This is a genomic window from Claveliimonas bilis, assembly GCF_030296775.1.
GTDB lineage: Bacteria > Bacillota > Clostridia > Lachnospirales > Lachnospiraceae > Claveliimonas > Claveliimonas bilis.
Genome location: NZ_AP027742.1, coordinates 1,442,021 through 1,464,253 on the forward strand (window position 1 = coordinate 1,442,021; position 22,233 = coordinate 1,464,253).

22 protein-coding genes, 3 tRNA genes, 1 pseudogene and 1 other annotated feature are annotated in these 22,233 nt (G+C 43.6%); of the genes and pseudogenes, 22 read left to right on the forward strand and 4 right to left on the reverse strand.

Annotated elements, in window-relative coordinates; all coding sequences use genetic code 11:
* Nucleotides 1–51: 51 nt before the first annotated feature.
* The 12 genes and pseudogenes from gdhA to R2J37_RS06995 all read left to right on the forward strand — a co-directional run.
* The gene (gdhA, locus tag R2J37_RS06940; protein WP_230106449.1) at nt 52–1,386 is read left to right on the forward strand and encodes an NADP-specific glutamate dehydrogenase; all 1,335 of its coding nucleotides are present in this window, start codon (nt 52–54) and stop codon (nt 1,384–1,386) included.
* Between the two features lie 238 nt (nt 1,387–1,624).
* Nucleotides 1,625–1,697, forward strand: a tRNA-Val gene (locus R2J37_RS06945).
* A 10-nt stretch (nt 1,698–1,707) separates the two neighbouring features.
* Nucleotides 1,708–1,781, forward strand: a tRNA-Met gene (locus R2J37_RS06950).
* Nucleotides 1,782–1,893: 112 nt separating this feature from the next.
* Nucleotides 1,894–2,178 carry a hypothetical protein gene (locus R2J37_RS06955; protein ID WP_230106448.1) on the forward strand — a complete coding sequence of 95 codons (285 nt, stop codon included), beginning with the start codon at nt 1,894–1,896 and terminating at the stop codon, nt 2,176–2,178.
* Between the two features lie 3 nt (nt 2,179–2,181).
* Complete coding sequence (ispF, locus tag R2J37_RS06960; protein ID WP_316266829.1) at nt 2,182–2,721, forward strand: 2-C-methyl-D-erythritol 2,4-cyclodiphosphate synthase; 540 nt, start codon at nt 2,182–2,184, stop codon at nt 2,719–2,721.
* A 19-nt stretch (nt 2,722–2,740) separates the two neighbouring features.
* The gene (locus tag R2J37_RS06965; protein WP_316266831.1) at nt 2,741–3,736 is read left to right on the forward strand and encodes a GNAT family N-acetyltransferase; all 996 of its coding nucleotides are present in this window, start codon (nt 2,741–2,743) and stop codon (nt 3,734–3,736) included.
* A 55-nt stretch (nt 3,737–3,791) separates the two neighbouring features.
* Nucleotides 3,792–4,022: a binding site (T-box leader), on the forward strand.
* Nucleotides 4,023–4,063: 41 nt separating this feature from the next.
* Nucleotides 4,064–4,789 (forward strand): serine O-acetyltransferase EpsC, encoded by a 726-nt coding sequence (epsC, locus tag R2J37_RS06970; protein ID WP_316266833.1) that lies wholly within the window; start codon nt 4,064–4,066, stop codon nt 4,787–4,789.
* Entirely contained in the window at nt 4,776–6,182 is a 1,407-nt protein-coding gene (cysS, locus tag R2J37_RS06975) for a cysteine--tRNA ligase (RefSeq protein WP_230106445.1), read from the forward strand. Before epsC ends, cysS begins: the two co-directional genes overlap by 14 nt.
* Nucleotides 6,167–6,637, forward strand: a complete 471-nt coding sequence (locus tag R2J37_RS06980) for a Mini-ribonuclease 3 (RefSeq protein ID WP_316266835.1) — start codon at nt 6,167–6,169, stop codon at nt 6,635–6,637. The genes cysS and R2J37_RS06980 overlap by 16 nt, the downstream gene beginning before the upstream one ends.
* 134 nt (nt 6,638–6,771) lie before the next feature.
* Entirely contained in the window at nt 6,772–7,530 is a 759-nt protein-coding gene (gene rlmB, locus R2J37_RS06985; RefSeq protein WP_316266837.1) for a 23S rRNA (guanosine(2251)-2'-O)-methyltransferase RlmB, read from the forward strand.
* 23 nt (nt 7,531–7,553) lie between these two features.
* Nucleotides 7,554–8,168, forward strand: a complete 615-nt coding sequence (gene sigH, locus R2J37_RS06990; protein ID WP_230106442.1) for an RNA polymerase sporulation sigma factor SigH — start codon at nt 7,554–7,556, stop codon at nt 8,166–8,168.
* A 374-nt stretch (nt 8,169–8,542) separates the two neighbouring features.
* Nucleotides 8,543–9,691, forward strand: a pseudogene (locus tag R2J37_RS06995) (hemolysin family protein); the annotation flags it as partial.
* On the opposite strand, the gene R2J37_RS07000 reads toward R2J37_RS06995, so the two are convergent.
* Nucleotides 9,636–11,300, reverse strand: a complete 1,665-nt coding sequence (locus tag R2J37_RS07000; protein WP_316266839.1) for an IS1182 family transposase — start codon at nt 11,298–11,300, stop codon at nt 9,636–9,638. The pseudogene R2J37_RS06995 and the gene R2J37_RS07000 sit on opposite strands and share 56 nt — an antisense overlap.
* Before the next feature lie 202 nt (nt 11,301–11,502).
* A tRNA-Thr gene (locus R2J37_RS07005) sits at nt 11,503–11,575 on the reverse strand.
* 141 nt (nt 11,576–11,716) lie between these two features.
* Here R2J37_RS07005 and R2J37_RS07010 point away from each other — a divergent pair.
* The gene (locus R2J37_RS07010) at nt 11,717–13,384 is read left to right on the forward strand and encodes a glutamine--tRNA ligase/YqeY domain fusion protein (RefSeq protein WP_316266841.1); all 1,668 of its coding nucleotides are present in this window, start codon (nt 11,717–11,719) and stop codon (nt 13,382–13,384) included.
* A 10-nt stretch (nt 13,385–13,394) separates the two neighbouring features.
* The gene (gene pdxR / locus R2J37_RS07015; RefSeq protein ID WP_230106439.1) at nt 13,395–14,828 is read left to right on the forward strand and encodes a MocR-like pyridoxine biosynthesis transcription factor PdxR; all 1,434 of its coding nucleotides are present in this window, start codon (nt 13,395–13,397) and stop codon (nt 14,826–14,828) included.
* Nucleotides 14,829–14,884: 56 nt separating this feature from the next.
* On the opposite strand, the gene R2J37_RS07020 is transcribed toward pdxR, so the two are convergent.
* Nucleotides 14,885–15,160 carry a hypothetical protein gene (locus tag R2J37_RS07020; RefSeq protein ID WP_256193970.1) on the reverse strand — a complete coding sequence of 92 codons (276 nt, stop codon included), beginning with the start codon at nt 15,158–15,160 and terminating at the stop codon, nt 14,885–14,887.
* A 207-nt stretch (nt 15,161–15,367) separates the two neighbouring features.
* On the opposite strand from R2J37_RS07020, the gene cls reads away from it, so the two are divergent.
* The 3 genes from cls (at nt 15,368) to R2J37_RS07035 (ending at nt 18,743) form a co-directional block, all read left to right on the forward strand.
* Entirely contained in the window at nt 15,368–16,927 is a 1,560-nt protein-coding gene (gene cls, locus R2J37_RS07025) for a cardiolipin synthase (protein WP_316266843.1), read from the forward strand.
* 127 nt (nt 16,928–17,054) lie between these two features.
* Entirely contained in the window at nt 17,055–18,329 is a 1,275-nt protein-coding gene (locus R2J37_RS07030; RefSeq protein ID WP_230106436.1) for an adenylosuccinate synthase, read from the forward strand.
* Between the two features lie 258 nt (nt 18,330–18,587).
* Nucleotides 18,588–18,743, forward strand: coding sequence for a hypothetical protein (locus R2J37_RS07035; protein ID WP_230106435.1), 156 nt, complete (start codon nt 18,588–18,590; stop codon nt 18,741–18,743).
* Here the strand turns inward: R2J37_RS07035 and R2J37_RS07040 are convergent.
* Entirely contained in the window at nt 18,734–18,988 is a 255-nt protein-coding gene (locus tag R2J37_RS07040; RefSeq protein WP_230106434.1) for a hypothetical protein, read from the reverse strand. The two genes, R2J37_RS07035 and R2J37_RS07040, sit on opposite strands and share 10 nt — an antisense overlap.
* Nucleotides 18,989–19,159: 171 nt before the next feature.
* Between R2J37_RS07040 and R2J37_RS07045 the strand changes: the two genes are divergently transcribed.
* From R2J37_RS07045 to R2J37_RS07065, 5 genes are all read left to right on the forward strand, one after another.
* Entirely contained in the window at nt 19,160–19,666 is a 507-nt protein-coding gene (locus R2J37_RS07045) for an SEC-C metal-binding domain-containing protein (RefSeq protein ID WP_230106433.1), read from the forward strand.
* Nucleotides 19,667–19,669: 3 nt separating this feature from the next.
* On the forward strand, nt 19,670–20,380 hold the full coding sequence (locus R2J37_RS07050) for a YdcF family protein (protein WP_230106432.1): 711 nt from the start codon (nt 19,670–19,672) through the stop codon (nt 20,378–20,380).
* Between the two features lie 30 nt (nt 20,381–20,410).
* Entirely contained in the window at nt 20,411–21,274 is an 864-nt protein-coding gene (locus R2J37_RS07055; protein WP_316266846.1) for an aldo/keto reductase, read from the forward strand.
* A 60-nt stretch (nt 21,275–21,334) separates the two neighbouring features.
* Complete coding sequence (locus tag R2J37_RS07060) at nt 21,335–21,769, forward strand: acyl-CoA thioesterase (RefSeq protein WP_256193972.1); 435 nt, start codon at nt 21,335–21,337, stop codon at nt 21,767–21,769.
* Between the two features lie 63 nt (nt 21,770–21,832).
* The gene (locus R2J37_RS07065) at nt 21,833–22,156 is read left to right on the forward strand and encodes a DUF1540 domain-containing protein (protein WP_230106429.1); all 324 of its coding nucleotides are present in this window, start codon (nt 21,833–21,835) and stop codon (nt 22,154–22,156) included.
* Nucleotides 22,157–22,233: the final 77 nt, after the last annotated feature.

Genomic DNA, 22,233 nt, shown 5'->3' on the forward strand with positions numbered 1-22,233 from the left:
CTGCTCTTTTTCTTTGGCGATTAACAGGAATATTCAAGGAGGAATAAAACGATGTCATATGTTGATGAGGTAATTGAAAAAGTAGTGGCTAAGAATCCGGCTGAACCGGAGTTCCATCAGGCAGTAAAAGAAGTGCTGGAATCTTTACGAGTTGTGATTGAAGCGAATGAAGAAAAGTACAGAAAAGAAGCGCTTCTGGAGAGACTGACTGAGCCGGAGAGACAGTTTAAATTCCGTGTGCCGTGGGTAGACGACAAGGGACAGGTTCAGGTAAATACAGGTTACCGTGTACAGTTTAACAGTGCAATCGGACCATACAAGGGAGGACTTCGTCTTCATCCGTCTGTAAACCTTGGTATTATTAAATTCCTGGGATTTGAACAGGTGTTCAAAAATTCCCTGACAGGTCTTCCGATCGGTGGAGGAAAAGGTGGATCTGACTTTGATCCGAAAGGGAAATCAGACAGAGAAGTTATGGCATTTTGCCAGAGCTTTATGACAGAGTTGTGTAAATATATCGGAGCAGATACAGACGTTCCGGCTGGTGATATCGGAACAGGAGCAAGAGAGATCGGCTATCTGTTCGGACAGTACAAACGTATCCGCGGACTGTATGAAGGTGTCCTGACAGGAAAAGGATTAAGCTACGGCGGATCTTTGGTAAGAACAGAGGCTACCGGATACGGACTCCTTTATCTGACAGAGGAAATGCTGAAAATGAACGGTAAAGACATTGCGGGAAAAACAATCGCAGTATCCGGTTCCGGAAATGTTGCAATCTATGCAACAGAGAAAGCACAGCAGCTTGGCGCTAAAGTTGTGACAATGAGCGATTCTACAGGCTGGGTATATGACGCAGAAGGCATTGATCTGGCAGCTGTAAAAGAAATCAAGGAAGTAAAACGTGCAAGACTTTCCGAGTATAAGAACTATCGTCCGAATGCAGAGTACCATGAAGGAAAAGGCGTTTGGAGTGTAAAAGTTGACATTGCACTGCCATGTGCAACACAGAATGAGCTTCATCTGGAAGACGCAAAGGCTCTTGTTGCAAATGGATGCTTTGCAGTAGCAGAGGGAGCAAACATGCCGACTACGCTGGAAGCAACAGAATATCTGCAGGCAAACGGCGTTCTTTTTGCTCCGGGAAAAGCTGCAAATGCAGGCGGTGTTGCTACATCTGCACTTGAGATGTCCCAGAACAGCGAACGGTTAAGCTGGACATTTGAGGAAGTAGACAGCAAGTTGAAGAATATTATGGTAAATATCTGCCACAATATGGCTGATGCTGCAAAGAGATACGGAGCAGAAGGAAACTATGTGGTAGGTGCAAATATTGCAGGATTTGAAAAAGTCGTAAATGCAATGGAAGCACAGGGAATCGTATAGAATTTTACAGAAATATAAATGAAAAAAGCAGATCGGAGGGCAGTGTGATCCGCCGGTCTGCTTTCTCTATTTAACAGTTAACAGGGAATTTTATACGAAAATTGGGAAGAAAACGGCCTCTTGGGATACTCGAAAAAAAGGCTGAAAAAAATTGTAAAAAAGTGTTGACATTTCATGAAATATAATAGTATAATAGCAAAGCGGGTTGCGGGAAAGCGACTTGCAGAAACAAAAATATGGGATCTTAGCTCAGCTGGGAGAGCATCTGCCTTACAAGCAGAGGGTCATAGGTTCGAGCCCTATAGGTCCCATATATATTGCGGCGGGATAGCTCAGTTGGCTAGAGCATACGGTTCATACCCGTAGTGTCGCTGGTTCGAATCCAGTTCCCGCTATTTGAACAGACATGGTATTAAGAACAATCTTAGTGCTGGGTCTGTTTTTTTGTTTGACAAGCTGGTGCGGAAAATTATATACTTGTACATATGAAAACTGGAGGATGAAAAAATGAGTAATAAGACAAGACACGGACTTTGGCTGGTTGCAGGCGTTTACCTGGCCTATAACGGAATCAGTTTGTTTGTAAATGTTATGAAAGAAAAGCCGGATAATTATATGATGTTTTCAGCGGCAGGCGTGTTGTTTGTTTTGTTTGGGGCTTATATTGCAGTGCAGGGTATAAAAGGGCTGCGTAAAAAGCAAGACAGTACTGAATCACAGCCTGAAAAAGAGGAGACAGAGGTACAGGAGATAGAAAAGAAAGAAGAGAAAGAAAGTAGAGATGGTGAGTAGATTATGAGGATTGGAATGGGATATGATGTTCACAGGCTGACGGAAGGAAGAAAACTGATTCTTGGAGGCGTGGAGATTCCATACGAGAAGGGGCTTCTCGGACATTCGGATGCCGATGTGCTCCTTCATGCTGTGATGGATGCGCTTCTGGGAGCGGCGGCTCTTGGAGATATCGGAAAACATTTCCCGGATACGGATGATGCATATAAAGGAGCTTCCAGCATGAAACTTCTTGCAAAAGTTGGAGAATTGATAGAACAAGAAGTGTACGTTATCAGTAATATCGATGCGACAATTATCGCCCAAAAGCCGAAAATGGCTCCTTATATAGAGAAAATGCGGGAAAATATTGCCGGAGTTCTCCGTATAGATAAAAGTCAGGTGAATGTTAAGGCGACAACAGAAGAAGGCCTTGGTTTCACAGGAACAGGAGAGGGAATCTCTGCACAGGCTGTTGCCTGCCTGGAAACGATTGCAAATTACAGCTATGCAGTTGGTGAAGAAGGGTGTGCCGGGTGTAAGGGATGCCCGCGAGAGGTTTAAAAAGCGGAGGCTTGAGATTATGGAAATCAGAAAATTGGATCCGACAGAGCATTCTGCTACAAGATCCCTGTATGAGGAGGTTTTTTCAGAGGACAGCGAAAGCTTTGTAAATTATTACTATACAGAAAAGACGAAAGATAACATTATTTATGCAGTGACAGAAGATGGGGAAATTCGTTCCATGATTCATCTGAATCCCTATGATGTCATGGTAAACAAAAAAGAGGAAAAGCTGCATTATATTGTGGCCGTGGCAACTCAGGAACCTTACCGGAAGAGGGGGTATATGGCTGCGCTTTTAAAAGAGTCTCTTCAGGCAATGTACCGCCAGGGAGAGCCCTTTACCTATCTGATGCCGGCATCGGAAAAGATTTATTACCCCCACGATTTCCGTACGGTTTATGAACAGACAACAAAATACTGGGAACCGTCAGAGAAGAAGGCGGATATCCGGGAGAGACGGGCAGTGCCTAAGGACGCTGCTTCTATGGCCCGAATGGCAACGGCTGCCCTGGAAGGAAATTTTGATGTCTATGCAAAACGGGAAGAAGAGTATTATGTCCGTCTTATGAAAGAGTACGAAAGCGACGGCGGCTGTCTGATGATCGGTGAAAAGGACGGGGAGATTTTGTGGTGCTGCCCCCGTGTTTCGGAGATTCCCAAGGAAAGACCCAAGATTATGGTGCGGCTTGTGGGCGTCAGAAGGATGCTGCTTCTGCTCGATTTGAACTATCTGACAGCAGTCTGTTTTCATGTGACGGACCCTCTGATCGAAGAGAACAACCGGTGTTTCCTTATTACCGGCACGGAAGCTTCCGGTGTTATGCTCATGGAGGGGAAAGAGGAGAACAGCGAAGGTACGCTTACGGTCGGAGCCCTGGCAAGGCTGATCTTCGGAGCGGCCTCAGTGGAGGAGATTGCAGAAGAAAAAGGCGTAAAAATGTCAGACAGGATGAAAAATGAGCTGAAGAAAATCGTACCTTTGTCCCGGATTTTTCTGAATGAGGTTGTATAAAAGGATTTCAGAGGTTGACAAAAGGAAAATTTTCACATAGTATATAACCAACAGTGAAAAGACGAGGAACGGGAAAAGTAATATGGAGTAAACCTGAAAGAGAGAGACTGTCACCGGCTGAAAGCAGTCTTAAGGGGAGACCATATGAAGTGCCCCCGGGAGTTGATCCGGCGAAAGCAAGGAGTAGCCGGATACGTTTTGCAGGCGTTAACTGCCAAAAGCGGAGAATGGGATATGACGTCCTGTTCTTTATAAGAGTGGAACCGCGGATTTATTCGTCTCTTACAGATATACTGTAAGGGACGTTTTTTATTCAAGGAGTGGAGCATGGGACTTATATCATACGTAAAAGAAGAAATACAGGTTATCAGGGAAAGAGATCCGGCAATAAAATCAAATTGGGAAGTCTTTTTATATCCCAGTTTTAAGGTAATATTGAGCTATCGGGTAGCACACCGCCTTTACCGGAAAAAGCATTATTTTCTGGCAAGATGGGTTTCCCAGAGGGCAGCCAGAAAGACCGGGATCGAGATCCATCCCGGCGCCAGGATAGGGAAAGGGCTGTTTATCGATCATGGTACAGGGGTCATTATCGGGGAGACAACTATCATCGGTAACAATGTGACTTTGTATCAGGGAGTAACCCTGGGAGGAACCGGAAAAGAGAAAGGGAAACGGCATCCTACATTGAAGGATAATGTAATGGTGAGCGCCGGTGCAAAGATTCTGGGATCTTTTACTATTGGAGAAAATTCTAAGATCGGTGCCGGATCAGTGGTCTTGAAGGAAGTGCCGCCCAACTGTACTGTAGTTGGAGTTCCGGGAAGAGTCGTGCGGATGGGAGATCAGAAGATTCCCCGTTCCGACATGGATCAGGTTCATTTGCCGGATCCTATCAGCAATGATATCAGGGAACTGCAAAAAGATAATATCCGCCTTCAGAAAAAGGTGAAGGAACTGGAGAAACACATGCGCTGCGTGCGTGATAATTCAATAGAAATCCGGCCGGATGAAGCCGGGGAAGACAAGGAGGAAAATCATGAAAATCTTTAATACAATGACAAGGAGAAAGGAAGAATTTGTTCCGGTGGAGGAAGGAAAGGTAAAAATGTACGTGTGCGGACCTACAGTGTACAATTTTATCCACATTGGAAATGCAAGGCCCATGATCGTGTTTGACACAGTAAGAAGATATTTTGAGTACAAGGGCTATGATGTGAATTATGTATCCAATTTCACAGATGTAGATGACAAGATTATCAACAAGGCAATTGAGGAGCATGTTTCCGCAGATGAGATTTCCAAGCGTTACATCGAAGAGTGCAAAAAGGATATGGAAGGGATGAACATTAAACCTGCCACCAAAAATCCTCTCGCCACAGAGGAAATCTGCGGGATGGTGGAGATGATCCGGCAGCTTATTGACAAAGGATATGCCTATGAAAAGAATGGTACAGTATATTTCCGTACAAGAAAATTTGAAGAGTATGGAAAGCTGTCTCATAAAAATCTGGATGATTTAAGATCCGGTAACCGGACCCTTTTGGTAAGCGGGGAGGATGAAAAGGAAGATCCTTTAGATTTCGTATTGTGGAAGCCGAAAAAAGAGGGAGAACCGGCCTGGGAGTCGCCGTGGAGCGACGGACGTCCGGGATGGCATATTGAGTGCTCTGTTATGTCCAAAAAATATCTGGGGGAGGAAATAGACATTCATGCAGGAGGAGAAGATTTGATCTTTCCTCACCACGAAAATGAGATTGCCCAGAGTGAGGCGGCAAACGGAAAAACATTTGCAAAATATTGGATGCACAATGCGTTTTTAAATATTGACAACCACAAGATGAGCAAATCTCTGGGAAATTTCCGTACGGTTCGGGAAATCAGCGAGCAGTATGATCTTCAGATCCTTCGTTTCTTTATGCTGAGTGCACATTACAGAAGTCCGCTGAATTTCAGCGCAGAGCTGATGGAAGCTTCCAGAAACGGTCTGGAGCGAATTGTAAATGCAGCGGAAAATCTGAAATTCCTGTCCGGAAATGCCAAGACAGAAGATATGACTGAAAAAGAGAAGACAGATCTGGAAAAGACAGAAGATTTTGTGAAAGCCTTTGAAGCTGCTATGGATGATGATTTCAATACAGCAGACGCAATTGCATCTATTTTTGATCTGGTAAAATACTGCAATACGACAGCAGATGGAAACAGTTCCAGAGAATATACAGAGAAGCTGTTATCCGTTCTTCAGAAACTGACAGATGTGATGGGACTGATCGTTAATAAGAAAGAAGAAATTCTGGATGAAGATATTGAGGCATTGATCGAAGAGCGTCAGGCAGCGCGAAAAGCAAAGGATTTTGCAAGAGCTGATCAGATTCGTGATGAATTGGCCGGGAAAGGAATTATTCTGGAAGATACCAGGGAAGGGGTAAAATGGAAAAGAGCTTAGAAGATCGTAACGAGTGGGAATTTGATTCCTGTATGAGAGAAATGTTCAAGATGAGGGATGTGGATGTGCGGGAATATTCCCCCCTCACTCTCGCCTATATCGGGGATGCGATATATGATCTGATCATAAAAAGCCTTATGATAAATGAGGGGAATCAGCCTGTTCAGAAGCTTCACAAAAGAACCAGCTCTTATGTTCAGGCATCGGCGCAGTCCAGAATGATGCGGAAGATTCAGGAATATCTGACAGAAGAAGAGCACGGAATTTACAAAAGGGGCAGAAATGCAAAAAGCGTATCCCCTGCAAAGAACCAGTCCGTGACAGATTACAGACGGGCGACAGGATTTGAAGCTTTGCTTGGCTATCTTTACCTGAAAAAAGAGTGGAAGCGAATGCTGGAGCTGGTGAAGATCGGTCTGGATGATATAGCCTCCCGGGAGTCCCGGGATCTGTAGATTTTGCAAGGGCGAGTTTCACTCGGCAAAGGATAGCGTCGGTGTACAAGGGGACTAAAATCTACCCTTTAGCGACCGTGTTGCCCCTTGTACATCGACGCTAAATATATAAAAACAAAAAGACAGGAGTAGAAATGAAAGAAAAAAATGCGGAGAGCAATCTTACAGTGATCGAGGGGAGAAATGCGGTGCTGGAGGCATTTCGCTCCGGCAAAACGATTGACAAGCTGTATGTGCTGGATGGATGTCAGGATGGTCCCATCCGTACGATCATAAGAGAAGCGAAAAAAACAGATGCGATCCTTAATTTTGTCAGCAAAGAGAGGCTTGCACAGGTTTCGGAGACGGGAAAGCACCAGGGCGTTGTGGCTTATGCGGCAGCATACAAATATTCAGAAGTAGAGGATATGCTGGCTTTGGCTGAAAGCCGGAAGGAACCTCCCTTTTTGATCCTTTTGGATAATATCGAAGACCCCCACAATCTGGGTGCGATCATCCGTACAGCGAACCTGGCAGGTGCGCACGGTGTTATCATACCGAAACGGCGTGCCGTGGGCCTGACGGCGACAGTAGCCCGGACATCTGCAGGGGCGCTTCATTATACCCCGGTAGCTAAGGTGACGAACCTTGCGAAAACAATGGAAGAGCTGAAGCAAAAAGGACTGTGGTTTGTCTGTGCCGATATGGGCGGAACACAGATGTATGATCTGGATTTGAAGGGGCCGATAGGGCTGGTGATTGGAAATGAAGGAGAAGGAGTCAGCCGCCTGGTGAAGGAACACTGTGATTTCACAGCAAGTATTCCCATGAAAGGAGACATCGATTCTTTAAATGCCTCAGTGGCGGCGGGAGTACTGGCTTATGAGATTGTGAGGCAGCGCATGAGTGTGTAACGTAAGGCTGCCGGAGGGATTATATGTCAAGATATGAGACGATGACCGACGAGCAGCTGATTCGTCGGCTGCGAGGCGGCGACAGAGCCATCATAGATTATCTGATGGAAAAATATAAAGGAATGGTCCGCAAGGAGGCCAAGGCAATGTATCTTCTTGGGGGAGAGAGTGACGACCTTATCCAGGAAGGGATGATCGGCCTTTTTAAAGCGGTTCAGAATTACGATGCAGATCAGGAGTCGTCCTTTTACAGTTTTGCTAAACTGTGTGTGACAAGGCAGCTTTACAGTGCGATCGAGGCGTCCCGCCGGAAAAAGCATATTCCTCTTAATTCCTATGTGTCTCTCTACGAAAATGAAAACGACGAGGAGAATACCAATCTTCTTGATACAATAGAGGCCGGGAAGGAAAGTAATCCGGAGCAGGCGTTTTTGAGTAAAGAAAATGCCCGGAGGTTGGAAAAAGAGTTGGGAGAAAATCTAAGTGATCTGGAGAAACGTGTATTGTATCTCCACCTTCTTGGGACGGATTACCGGACAATTGCGGAGCTGCTGGATAAAAGTCCGAAGACAGTAGATAATGCCATTCAGAGAATCAAAGCAAAAACAGAAAAGATTCTTTTGAAAGAAGAGGATTGACAGAAAGTTTTTGCTGTGATATCTTATTATTCATCTGAAAGCTGTATAAAGTGAGCATTCAGGATATCAGAAAAGAAAGGTGTGATCAAATACATGGATGACAGTGGAGAAAGCGACACTGAACAGGAAAAAAATACTCAGGTAGAAATCAGAAAAAAAATCCATGTAGAACATTATGAATAGATAAGGGTATAGCCTGCACAGGTCTGTATATAGAAAAGCCTGTGCGGGTTATACCCTTCTGCGGTTTTTACAGCGATATTTGTGCTTGAGATTAGGAGGAAAATATAAAAATGATAGGACCAATTGTACTGCAGATTGTGCTGATTTTATTAAACGCTACATTTGCAAGTGCTGAAATTGCAGTAATTTCCATGAATGAGACAAAGCTTAGAGTTATGGCGGAAGAAGGGAATAAGAAAGCCCGCCATTTGTATACACTGACGGAACAGCCTGCCCGTTTTCTGGCTACAATACAGGTGGCGATCACTCTGGCGGGACTTCTGGGAAGTGCTTTTGCGGCGGAAAGTTTTTCGGGACCTTTGGCAAAATGGATTGTAGGACTTGGGGTGGAAATACCGGAAAACGTCATCAAATCAGTCTCACTTGTGCTGATTACTCTTGTACTTGCCTACTTTAATCTGGTATTCGGTGAACTTGTTCCCAAAAGGATTGCCATGAAAAAATCAGAGCAGCTGGCACTGGCTCTTTCCGGGCTCCTCTACGGAGTTTCCAAAGTGTTTGCGCCCCTTGTGTTTCTGCTTACCGGATCAACCAATGGGATTTTAAAACTAATGGGAATTAATCCGGAAGAAGAGGAGGAACAGGTGACGGAAGAAGAAATCCGTATGCTTCTTGTGGAAGGAAAAGATCAGGGGAATATTGATGAAGAAGAAAGTGAAATGATAAGAAATGTCTTTGAATTTGACGACATTTCTATTGAGCAGATCTGCACGCATCGGGTGGATATGGAAACACTTTATCTGGATGAAGATGTGAGTGAATGGGAAGCCAGAATACATGCTACAAGACATACCCATTATCCGGTGTGCAAAGAAAATCAGGAAGATATCGTGGGAATCCTCGATACAAAGGATTATTTCCGGCTGGAAGATAAGAGCAGGGAAAATGTGATTCATCATACACTGGAAAAACCATTCTTCGTGCCGGAAACCATGAAGGCAAACACGCTTTTCCAGAAGATGAGAGAAAAGAGAGTATATTTTGCGGTACTTGTAGATGAGTACGGCGGCGTCAGCGGCATTATTACCCTTCATGATCTGATAGAGTCCCTGGTAGGCGATCTTTATGAGCAGGATGAAGCAGAGGAACCGGAGGATATTGTGAAAATCGGTGAAAATCAGTGGAAGATCCAGGGAAGCGCCGATGTAGAGGATGTGGAAGAGGAATTAAAAATAGAAATTGCAGAAGATGATTATGACACATTTGGCGGATTCGTGTGCGGCGTCATTGACCGTATACCGGAAGACGGGGAATGTTTTTCATGTGAAACAGAAGAGCTGCAGATTGATGTGCTGAAGGTGGAAAATCACAGAATCGTTGAGATGATAGTAAAAAAGAACTCCTGATATTCAGGAGTTCTTTCAGACTGTAGACAAAGTTGGTGCTGGAGCTAGGGCTCCAGCACCACTCTTTTTGCCAAAATGCCAACTCCCATATTTTTTTATAAAGGATAAAAAAGAATCCTGATTTTTTGTCCTGCCTTCCCCTTACATCCAGAATCTTTGCCAGCTTTTTCAGATTCATGCACGCAAAGGTCAGCCCGGCTTTCATTCTCATCCGGGCGTTCCCGATATATTGTGTGTATCGAAATCCATGCTGTTCTTTTGCACTTCCGAACAATCTTTCAATGGTTTCTTTTCTTAACATATAAATCTCTTTGTTCCCGAGAGTATAACGAATATCCTCACTGGTTTCCAGATACTCTTCCCAAATGTGGCGGGAGATCGTTTTTTCATGCTCTTTGCTTTCTGTACATTTGGAAAGGTAAGGACAGTTTTTACAGATACTTTTATCGCTCTTGTATTCTTTGTAACCCTCCCGGTTCGTTGTCCGATAAGTAAGGATCTGATCTGCCGGACAGATATAGCAGTCATAGTACTCATCATAGACATACTCGTATTTCTTAAAGAATCCTTCTTTTGTCATGGGCCTTTTATACGGAAACAGAGGATCTATCCCGTCTTTTAACAATTCTCTGGCAATTGCCGGAGTCTTATATCCAGCATCCAATACCATCCTCTCCATATCCAGATCCTTTATTTTGTCATACAAAGGTTTCCATGTCCTGCTGTCATGTTCATTCCCCGGATGCACCGTATAGCCCAAGATCCATCCATGTTTGTCACATGCTGTCTCTATGCTGTATGCAAAAACATGTTTATGTTCACCTTTTCGGAACCAGCCGCTCTCCGGATCTGAAGTACTGCATTTTTGCGTCTTGGCTCCTTCCGGGATTTCCTCTGAAGAACCGCTTTCACCAGAAGTGCCGCCGCCCGCTGCTGGAGGTGTATTTGAATCATCCTTCTTTTCTTTTAAAGGCTTCTTTCCATGTTTTTTGCGGTCTTCATTGATTTCCTTTTTCAACTCTTCCTCATACCATAATGCCTCTTGAGATGCGATCCTCTTTCTCATTTTTTTGCTGTTCGCACAGGCTTTTACATGGGTAGAATCCACAAACACAGTGGAGGGATCTACCAGATGGAATTTCATGCATTGTTCCAGGATATGGGAAAAAATCTGTTCAAACAGATCCGTATCCTTAAAACGGCGGGTATAGTTTTTTCCAAAAGTAGAAAAGTGAGGAACCGGATCCAGCATGTCCAGACCGAGAAACCAGCGATAAGCTACATTCACTTCAATTTCTTTTATTGTCTGGCGCATACTTTTAATCCCATAGAGATACTGGATAAAAGGGATTTTGATCAGCATCACCGGATCCATGCTGGGTCTACCGTTATCTGCACAATACTTGTCTTCTACAAGATCGTAAATAAAGTTCCAGTTGATTGCCCGGTCAATCTTTCGGAGCATGTGATCCTTTGGTACCATGTCATCCATGCTGAACATCATCATTTGTTCTCTTTTTTTATTGGCATCTCTTGTCATCATAAGCGGAACCTCCCTATAAAATAATTATACCATGTGGAAGGAGAACACCGTTTAACTTTTGCGTTGATAAGAAGAACATTTTTCTTGATAAAAACAGAAAAGATATAAAAAAAGTGGATAACTGGAAAAGAAAAGCCCCGGCGTATGCCGGGGACTTTGTCTACAGTCTGAAAGAACTCCTGATATTCAGGAGTTCTTTTCAAGCTGCCTAGCGGACTTGAACCGCCGACCTCCGCCTTACCAAGGCGACGCTCTACCGACTGAGCCAAGGCAGCACATATTTTTTATGCAACGTGATTAATATACAATATGCAAGGTGGTTTGTCAATGGTTTTTGAAAATAATTCTATTGTCGATTTTTTGGAAGTATGATAAGATAAAAGCCATGATTAGATTATAGTTAGCAGGAGGTTGCCATGGGAGAAGAAGTGGTTTCTAAAAATTTTATTGAACAGGAAATAGATAAAGATCTGGCAGAAGGTGTTTATCAGAATGTTTGCACCCGGTTTCCGCCGGAACCAAACGGTTATCTTCATATTGGGCATGCAAAATCAATTCTTTTAAATTATGGACTTGCAAAAAAATATAATGGAACATTTCATTTAAGGTTTGATGACACAAATCCTACAAAAGAAGATATGGAATTTGTGGAATCCATCAAAAAAGATGTGGAATGGCTGGGGGCTGACTTTGGTGATCATCTGTACTATGCATCCGACTATTTTGACATTATGTATAAATGTGCAGTAAAACTGATCAAAAAAGGAAAAGCTTATGTCTGTGACTTAAGCCCCGAAGAAATCAGGGAGTACCGCGGAACGTTGACAGAACCGGGGAAAAACAGTCCTTACAGAGAGCGTTCTGCGGAAGAAAATTTAGCGCTTTTTGAAGAGATGAAAAACGGCCGGGTGGAAGATGGAAAAAGAGTTCTTCGTGCAAAAATTGATATGTCCTCACCTAATATCAATATGAGAGATCCTATTATTTACCGTGTGGCGCATATGTCCCATCACAATACAGGAGATAAATGGTGTATTTATCCGATGTATGATTTCGCTCACCCTATTGAGGATGCGGTGGAAAAGATTACCCACTCCATCTGTACACTGGAATTTGAAGATCACAGACCGCTGTATGACTGGGTGGTAAGAGAATGTGAGTTTGATCCGGCTCCGCGTCAGATCGAGTTTGCCAAGCTGTATCTGACAAATGTTGTGACAGGAAAACGTTACATTAAGAAGCTGGTGCAGGATGGTATTGTGGATGGATGGGATGACCCGCGCCTTGTTTCTATTGCGGCCCTTCGCCGTCGCGGATTTACACCGGAATCCATTAAAATGTTTGTGGATATGTGCGGTGTTTCCAAGAGCCAGAGCTCTGTGGATTACGCGATGCTGGAATACTGTATCCGGGAGGACTTGAAAATGAAGCGTCCGCGTATGATGGCGGTGCTGGATCCCATTAAACTGGTGATCGACAATTATCCGGAAGACCAGGTGGAATATCTGGATGTTGCCAACAACCTGGAAAATGAAGACCTGGGGACGCGAAAGGTTCCTTTTGAACGGGAGCTGTTCATCGAACGGGACGACTTTATGATCGAGCCGCCGAAGAAATATTTCCGTCTGTTTCCGGGAAATGAAGTGCGCCTGATGCATGCTTATTTTGTGAAATGTGTAGGATATGAAACAGATGAACAGGGAAATGTAACAGTAGTGCATGTGACATATGATCCGGAGACAAAGGCAGGGACAGGATTTACCGGACGGAAGGTAAAAGGAACGATCCACTGGGTGCCGGCCAGCCATGCACAGAAAGCAGAGGTTCGGCTGTACGAGAATCTGGTTGATGAAGAAAAGGGCGTCTATAATAAGGAAGATGGTTCTTTGAATCTGAATCCTAATTCTCTGGAAATTCGAAGGAACTGCTATGTGGAACCGAGCTTTGACGGATGTGGGGCGTATGACAGTTTCCAGTTTGTACGGAACGGATATTTCTGCATTGACGCCAAAGATTCCGCTCCGGATACACTGGTGTTTAACAGGATCGTTTCGCTGAAGAGTTCATTTAAATTACCGAAATAAAGAAGGAACCATGCATGAATTAACGATTAATTTACGACCGTCAGATAAAGAGCCTCTTTATGAGCAGATTTACACTTATATTAAAGATGAGATCAGAGCCGGAAGGATCCTGTGCAAGGAGAAGCTTCCGTCTACAAGAGCGCTCTCCTCTTACCTGGAGGTCAGCAGAAGCACGGTGGAACTTGCCTATGAACAGCTTTTATCCGAGGGATATATTGAATCAGTGCCTTACAGAGGTTTTTTTGTAGCGCAGGTGGACGAGCTGTATCATTTGGAGGCGGAAAGAAAAAAGGATTCTTTTCTGGAGAAAAAAGAGGAGTCCAGGGAACAAATGGAAATAAACGGGGAAAAGAAAATCAAGTATGATTTTACTCCCAATGGAGTGGATCTGAAAAGTTTTCCCTATAATACCTGGCGGAAGCTATCAAGAGAGATTTTATCCGATGACCGCACGGAACTGTTCCGGCTGGGAGATCCGAGAGGTGAGTATGAGTTTCGGAGTGTGATCTGCCGGTATCTGTATCAGGCAAGAGGAGTGAACTGTACCCCGGAACAGGTTATCGTGGGAGCCGGAAGCGATTATCTCATGATGCTTTTTTGCACCATTATCGGAAGAGATCATGTGATCGCAGTAGAGAACCCCACTTATAAGAAGGCTTACAGATTGTTTCAAAGTCAGGAGTATAAAGTGATGCCTGTTCCTATGGACGGGATGGGAATGAAGATAGATCCTCTTAGAAAATCAGGGGCAGATATTGCATATGTTACGCCGTCCCATCAGTATCCCACAGGGATCGTAATGCCTATAGGCAGAAGAATGGAGCTTTTGAAATGGGCGGAGGAGGAAGAAGGACGCTATATTGTAGAAGATGATTATGACAGTGAATTTCGCTATAAAGGGAAACCGATCCCGGCCCTTCAGGGCTATGATGCCCATGGAAAAGTAGTGTATCTCGGCACATTTTCAAAGTCGATTGCTCCGGCTATCCGTTTAAGCTATATGGTGCTTCCACCGGAGCTTTGTGAAGCCTACCAGCAAAAGTGCCGGTTTTTAAGCTCCACTGTTTCCAAAGTAGATCAGCTGATCGTATGCCGATTTATTGAGGAAGGCTATTATGAGCGTCATCTGAATAAGACAAGGGCGCTCTATAAAAGCCGCCATGACCAGTTGATCCTGGGACTTCGGCCATTGGCAGGACAATGCCGGATATCCGGAGAAAATGCAGGTGTGCATCTTCTTTTGCATTTCCCGGGAGGCCGGGAAGAGTCAGAGTTGATTCTCCGGGCGGCGGAAGAAGGGATCAAAGTATACGGATTATCCGATTATATTGTAGATGAGGACGAGAAAAGGGAAGAAGCAACGATTTTGCTTGGATATGCCAATATGTCGGAAGAGAAGATTAAAGAGGCGTGCGCTGTCCTTGGGGAAATCTGGAAAAATTGATAAAAAATAGCAGAGGATACAACAAAATTACATTCCGCTGTATCCTCTGTTATTTTTTAATCCTCAGAATCTTCCTCTTCAGAGTTGCTTTCCTCTTCCTTCGTTTCCTCTTCGGCTGTTTCTTCCGTTTCCTTCGGGGTTCCGCCAAGGGGGACATATTCACGGTCAGTGACAGGTTTCAGATCATTATCAAGATCAAAGTCATCGTCTTCAAAGTCATCAGAATCTTCTTCCGGTGTATCTTTAGAAGACTTTTTCAGATAATAAATAAGTCCGGCGATTGCGCTTCCTACAGCGGCCAGTCCTAATAAACGTTTTAACCATTTAGACATATATGTGGCTCCTTTCTCTGCTTTGCAAATATGTTAAGATATATTGTAATACTTTTCGAAAGAAAAAGGAAGGGGGGAGCGTTAAATATTGTACTGAATTTGGACCTTCTGTTTGGAAGAGTATAGACAGTTCGGATTCACTGTAGATGAGTTGTGGAGATCTTGAAAGTATGTTACACTATATGTTGTGTTTAGAAGGAGGTACATATGGATCACAAAGAACCAGGAAAGGCAAAGAAAGGCTTGTCAAGAATTATATTCAGCCGGACGGGTTTCATTCTTTTGCTGATCCTGATACAGCTTGGAATATTTGTCATTACAACGAATCTGCTGCAAAACTATGCAATGTTTATCCACGGGACGATGACAGTATTGAGTGTCATTGTGGTAATCTACATCATTAATTCTGAAGATAACCCAGCTTTTAAAATGACATGGATGCTGTGCATTGTGGGATTACCGGCAGTGGGAACGCTTTTCTATATATATGTAAAAACCCAGGGGGGAGTACGATGGATGGGGAAACGTCTGGCTACGCTCCGGATTGAGACGGATTCGTATATGCTGCAGGACATGGATGTGGTAGATGCCCTTAGAGCCAGCAAGCCGGCGAATGCCAACCTTGCATATTATCTGTCTCATCACCTGGGATTTCCGGTATATCGTAATACGGAAATCACTTATTTCCCGCTGGGTGAGGATAAGTTCCGTGCAATGATCCCGGAATTGGAAAAAGCCCGGAAATATATTTTTATGGAATACTTTATTGTGGAGAAAGGGTATATGTGGGACAGTATTTTGAAGGTTCTCACCCGGAAAGCAAGAGAAGGGGTGGAAGTCAGATTTATGTATGACGGCACCTGCGCGATTTCCATGCTTCCCTACGATTATCCTTCAGAGCTGGAAAGCAGAGGAATAAGGTGTAAGATGATGAACCCTATCAAGCCTTTTTTGTCCACAGTACAGAATAACCGAGACCATAGAAAGATCTGTGTGATAGATGGAAAGGTTGGTTTTACCGGCGGAATTAATTTGGGTGATGAATATATCAATCGAAAAGAAAGATTCGGGCACTGGAAGGATACGGCGGTTATGCTGAAAGGGGATGCAGTGCAGAGCCTTACAATGATGTTTCTGCAGCTGTGGAACATCGATGAAAAGCGGCCGGAGAGGTATCAGCGGTATCTGACGCCCAGAAAAGACGGACTGAGAAGGGAATTGGGATATGTGCTCCCCTATGGGGACAGTCCTTTTGATAACGAAAACGTAGGGGAAGAAGTCTATTTCCATATATTGAATCACGCAAAGAAATATGTACATATTATGACGCCTTATCTTATATTGGACAGTGAGATGATCTCTGCGCTTACAAGAACTGCAAAGAGCGGAATCGAAGTAATCATTATCATGCCGCATATACCGGATAAATGGTACGCATTTGCATTGGCTAAAACTTATTACAGAGAATTGATCCGGGCAGGAGTGCAGATCTATGAATATACACCGGGATTTGTACATGCGAAAGTCTTTGTCTCAGATGACGATACGGCAACAGTCGGAACGATCAACTTGGACTATCGGAGCTTGTATCTGCACTTTGAATGCGGTGTATTTATTTATAACAATTCAGTTATCGATAAAATTGAAAGAGATTTTCAGCAGACTCTGGCAAAATGCCACAAAATCAGCCTGTTGGATGTAAGAAAGAGAACAATGCTGACCAAACTGGCAGGTCAGGTGCTGCGTCTTTTTGCTCCTCTTATGTAGAAGAAGGAAATCAGATAGATTAGCAAAAATAATAATGTACAATAAGAAAAAAATATAGTATAATGCTTATGGCTGTTAAAGAGCAGCTATTGGATAGTAATGTAAATGACACACAGGAGGAATTGATATGGTAAAAGCAGTAGTAGGCGCCAACTGGGGCGATGAAGGTAAAGGGAAGATTACCGATATGCTGGGAGAAAATGCGGATATTATTGTCCGTTTCCAGGGAGGAGCCAATGCAGGGCACACGATCATAAATGATTATGGTAAATTCGCACTTCATACACTGCCTTCCGGCGTATTCTACAGCCATACAACAAGTATCATTGGAAATGGAGTGGCCCTTGATGTGCCGAGGTTATTTGAGGAGATCCAGTCCATTGTGGAAAAGGGGGTTCCTATGCCGAAGATCCTTGTATCGGACCGCGCGCAGATGGTAATGTCCTATCACAAAAATTTTGATGCCTATGAGGAAGAAAGGCTGGGAGGCAAATCTTTTGGCTCTACAAAGTCCGGAATCGCGCCGTTTTATTCAGATAAGTATGCGAAAATCGGCTTCCAGGTGAGCGAGTTGTTTGATGATGAGCTTCTGAAGGAAAAGACAGTACGCGTGGCGGAACAGAAAAATGTACTGCTTGAGCATCTCTACCATAAGCCATTGATAGATCCTGCTGATTTATATAATGAGTTGCAAGAATATAAAAGAATGATAGAGCCATATGTGTGTGATGTGGCATTGTTCCTTCATAATGCGCTGAAGGAAGGGAAAGAAATCCTTCTGGAGGGACAGCTTGGTTCTCTGAAGGATCCCGATCACGGAATTTATCCGATGGTCACTTCTTCTTCCACCCTTGCTGCATACGGTGCAATCGGAGCGGGAATCCCTCCATATGAGATTAAAAAGATCATCACAGTGTGCAAAGCATATTCCAGTGCTGTAGGGGCAGGAGCTTTTGTCAGTGAGATCTTCGGGGAAGAGGCAGATGAGCTTCGCCGCCGGGGAGGCGACGGAGGAGAATTTGGAGCTACCACAGGACGTCCGAGACGTATGGGATGGTTTGACTGTGTTGCTTCCAAATATGGCTGCAGGCTGCAGGGAACGACAGATGTGGCTTTCACGGTTCTGGATGTTCTGGGATATCTGGATGAGATTCCTGTATGCGTGGGATATGAAATTGACGGAGAAGTGACAACAGACTTCCCGACTACACATCTTCTGGAAAAGGCAAAACCTGTATTGAAGAAGCTTCCGGGATGGAAGTGCGATATCCGTGGAATTAAAAAATATGAAGATCTTCCGGAAAACTGCAGAAATTATATAGAGTTCGTAGAAAAGGAGATTGGATACCCGATTACAATGATCTCAAATGGACCGGGGCGTCATGATATTATTTATCGGTAATTAAAGGGCGGATATAACAAATAAAATTGAAAAATAGTTCGTACAAAAGCGGAAAAAGTGTCAAAGATGACAATTTTTCCGCTTTTTTTAAGAAATTCCTTAGTTTTATTTTATCCATTTTCCACAGACTGTACATATTTAACTGCTATACTTGAATCTGTAAACAAAAAGAGTCATAACATCGGAAAATGGCAAATATAATAATAAAGCCGAAAGATTTGGATAAAAAGAAAGTCAGTAAAGAACGGAGGTATGAACATGAGACATGATATGAGAAAAAGCGGCAGCCAGGAAATCATATCCCTGGAGGAATATCTGGACAGAAGACAAAAAATAAAAGAAAAAGAATCCAAAAAAGAACAGAGAAAAACAGAAAAGAGCCCCGCCTGGATGTGGGCAGAGCTTTACGTTTGATTATCCTGTTCCGTATCATCCTTATAGGAAAGCTCATCTGGCTTCTGGTGATCGCCTCTGATATTTTTGTATACCAGTGTGTAGGCATAAAGAAGGACAGGGATAATGATCGTACAGGCAATGGAAGCTTTCAGCATTCCCATTGCAGCAGAGCGGTCTGTGAAAGCAAAAAATAAAGTGCTTCCATATAAGGCGAAAAGCAAAACAGCGCCGAACAATGCAAGAAAACGTTTCATTTTTTTCATAAGCAGAAATCCTTTCTTTGTGCAGCAAGAGGAAGCTTTTGCCGCAAGTTTGTCAGATGTTTCATATTATATATGGAAACAGTGAAAAAATCAAATACTGGCTCTTTGAAAAAAATGGAAAATGGTATATAATAATTCGTGCAGAATAACTTACAAAGGAGTATATAGAATATGAGCAATACATTATTAGAGCAGTGGAGAGCAGTTGCTTATAATGAAAAATCAGACAGAGGACAGCTTCAGCAATTCTGGGCATCCTATTTTCAGATTGAAAAGGAGATCTACGAACAGCTTCTTTCTAATCCGGAAGAAGAGGTAAGAGGGACAGTAAAAGAGCTGGCTGAAAGATATCATCAGAGCGTCATGACAATGGTAGGTTTTCTGGACGGCATTGATGAGAGTCTGAAAGTTCCGAATCCGATTGAGACAATGGATGAGGATACAGAAGTAAACCTTGTATATGATAAAGAACTTCTGTATAAAAATATGGTGGCTGCAAAGGCGGACTGGCTTTATGAACTGCCGCAGTGGAAAGAAATTTTTTCAGAGGAAGAACGGAAAAAACTTTACAAAGAGCAGAAGGAATCCGGTACAATACGCAAGGGCAAAAAAGTGGGACGAAACGATCCTTGCCCATGCGGAAGCGGAAAGAAGTATAAAAAGTGCTGCGGAAGATAGAAAATGACTGAACTGGGTATATTCTGTCTGTTGTATTTTGTATTAATACGTCTGGCAATGGGAAAGTGGACCTCTACATTTGCAGGCTTCTGGGCGGCGGCCGGGATCGGCTGTCTGGCTGTCCGTCTGCTGACGGCATATCTTCCGGAATGGCTGGAAACGGTGGTGTGGTTTACTTTTTCCGTTGCTGTTTTTATTTTTTTGGCTGTAGAGATCAGAATTTTTTCGGAACTTTTGAATAAGCAGGAAAAGAAGTGCGACTACCTGATCGTATTGGGCGCACATATAGAGGGCGATCAAGTTACAAATTCGTTAAAAAGACGTTTGGATAAGGCGATGCAGTATAAAGAGAAATTTCCAAAGACCCGGATCATTGTTTCCGGGGGGCGAGGTACGGGTGAAACAGTCACTGAGGCAGAGGCAATGAAGAAGTATCTTCAGCAGCATGGGATAAAAGAGAGCTGCATTGAAATGGAAGATCAGTCAACGACGACAAAAGAAAACCTTGCGTTTTCGGCAGCAATGCTTCCGGATATGAATTGTCCGGTGGGGATTGTGACCAATAATTTTCATATTTACAGGGCAAGACAATACGCCAGGAAACTTGGATATCAAAATACATGCGGCATTCCGGCAGGGTGCAGCAGGATCTTGCTTCTTAATTATGCAGTAAGAGAGTTTTTTGCAGTGTGGAAGATGTGGATTTTGGGATAGACTATAGAGGACCGGAAGGAGAGAAAAGCAATGAAGGATATGTATGATGCATTTCAGTTGAATAACGGTGTGGAAAATCCGTGTATCGGATTTGGTACATTCAAAGCGGCTGACAGTAAAAGTGCGGAGATTATAAGGACAGCCATTGACGCTGGATACCGATATTTTGATACTGCATCTTTTTATGGAACGGAAGGATATCTGGCCGAGGCAATCAAAGCCAGCGGCATAAAACGAGAAGAGCTTTTTATTACATCAAAAGCCTGGAAAACAGAAATGGGATATGAAAATGTAAAAAAGGCTTTTGAGAAGACACTGGAGACACTTGAGACAGATTATCTTGATATGTATCTCATCCATTGGCCCTTGCCGGAAGAAGGCTATAAAGACTGGAAGAGACTGGATATTGAGACCTGGAGAGGAATGGAGGAAATTTACCGGAGCGGCCGGGTAAGAGCGATCGGCGTAAGTAATTTCCTGCCTCACCATATTGAGAATATTCTTCAAAATTGCGAAATCAGGCCGGCTGTAGATCAGATTGAATTTCATCCAGGCTATACTCAGGAGATGACGGTTCAATACTGCAAAGAAAAAAATATTCAGGTTCAGGCCTGGAGTCCCATAGGGAGAAGTGCACTCCTTAACCATGAAATGCTGATGGAGATCGCTGATTCCTACGGAGTTTCTGTGGCGCAGCTGTGCATTCATTATGCCCTTCAAAGGGGAATTATTCCGCTTCCGAAATCCTCTACAATAGAGAGAATGAAGCAGAACCAGGATGTATTTGGTTTTGAGATCAGCAAAGAAGATATGTACCGTATTGGAACAATGGCTCAGGCCGGCTGGTCAGGACTGCATCCCGACTTTGGGAGTATACGCGGGGCTTCCAAATAGATTTTAGTCAGACTGGGCAGGTGAAATCCGGGGAAAGGTAAGAGAGAAAGGCGGAGCAAAATGAACAATATCAGGCCTTACAGGCATAAAGTACAGTATTATGAGACAGATCAGATGGGAGTTGTACATCATTCCAATTATATCCGTTGGTTTGAAGAAGCAAGGACAGATTTCATGGAACAAATGGGGATGGGGTACGATGAGATGGAAAGGAGAGGGATCGTAAGTCCGGTCCTTTCTGTGGAGGCAGACTATCGCCGGATGGTTTACTTTGGGGAGAGCGTTACAATAGAGACGAAAATCCGGGAATATAACGGGATCAAAATGACAGTGGAGTATGAGATCGTTGATGATAAAACAGGTATGGTACACTGCCGGGGACTTACAAAGCACTGCTTTTTAAACAGCAAGGGCAGACCGGTTTCCCTGAAAAAAGATTTTCCTGATTTTCATGAAATGTTTGTAAATGCACCTGGAATGGAACAGAAAAAATAAAAGTATATTTTATAAAAAAATGCAGATACTACTTCTGATAAACAAATCTAAGGAGGTAGTATTATGCCGGAATTAAAATGTACTGTACAGACTTGTATGCACAATAAAGATTTTTACTGTGCGTTGGACAAAATCCAGGTGGGAGGCTCATCCGCAAAGAATGCAGAGGAGACATGCTGCGACAGCTTTGAGGAAAGAAAAGGATCCGCACAGAATTCTTATGGAAATTCCGCCGGACAGACAGCATCTGCATGCAGCAGCGTAGATTGTCAGGCAACACAATGCCGGTACAATGATAATTGCCAGTGCCATGCCGGCAAGATCAGCGTGGAAGGCAGTAATGCCTGTCAGTGCGGGCAGACAGAATGTGCGACATTTAAGTGTTAAATGATTAACGGGGGACGTAGTAAAGTTAAACTTCAATGTCATTAAGTTTAGAAATTAGGATTCAAAAAAGCATGGAA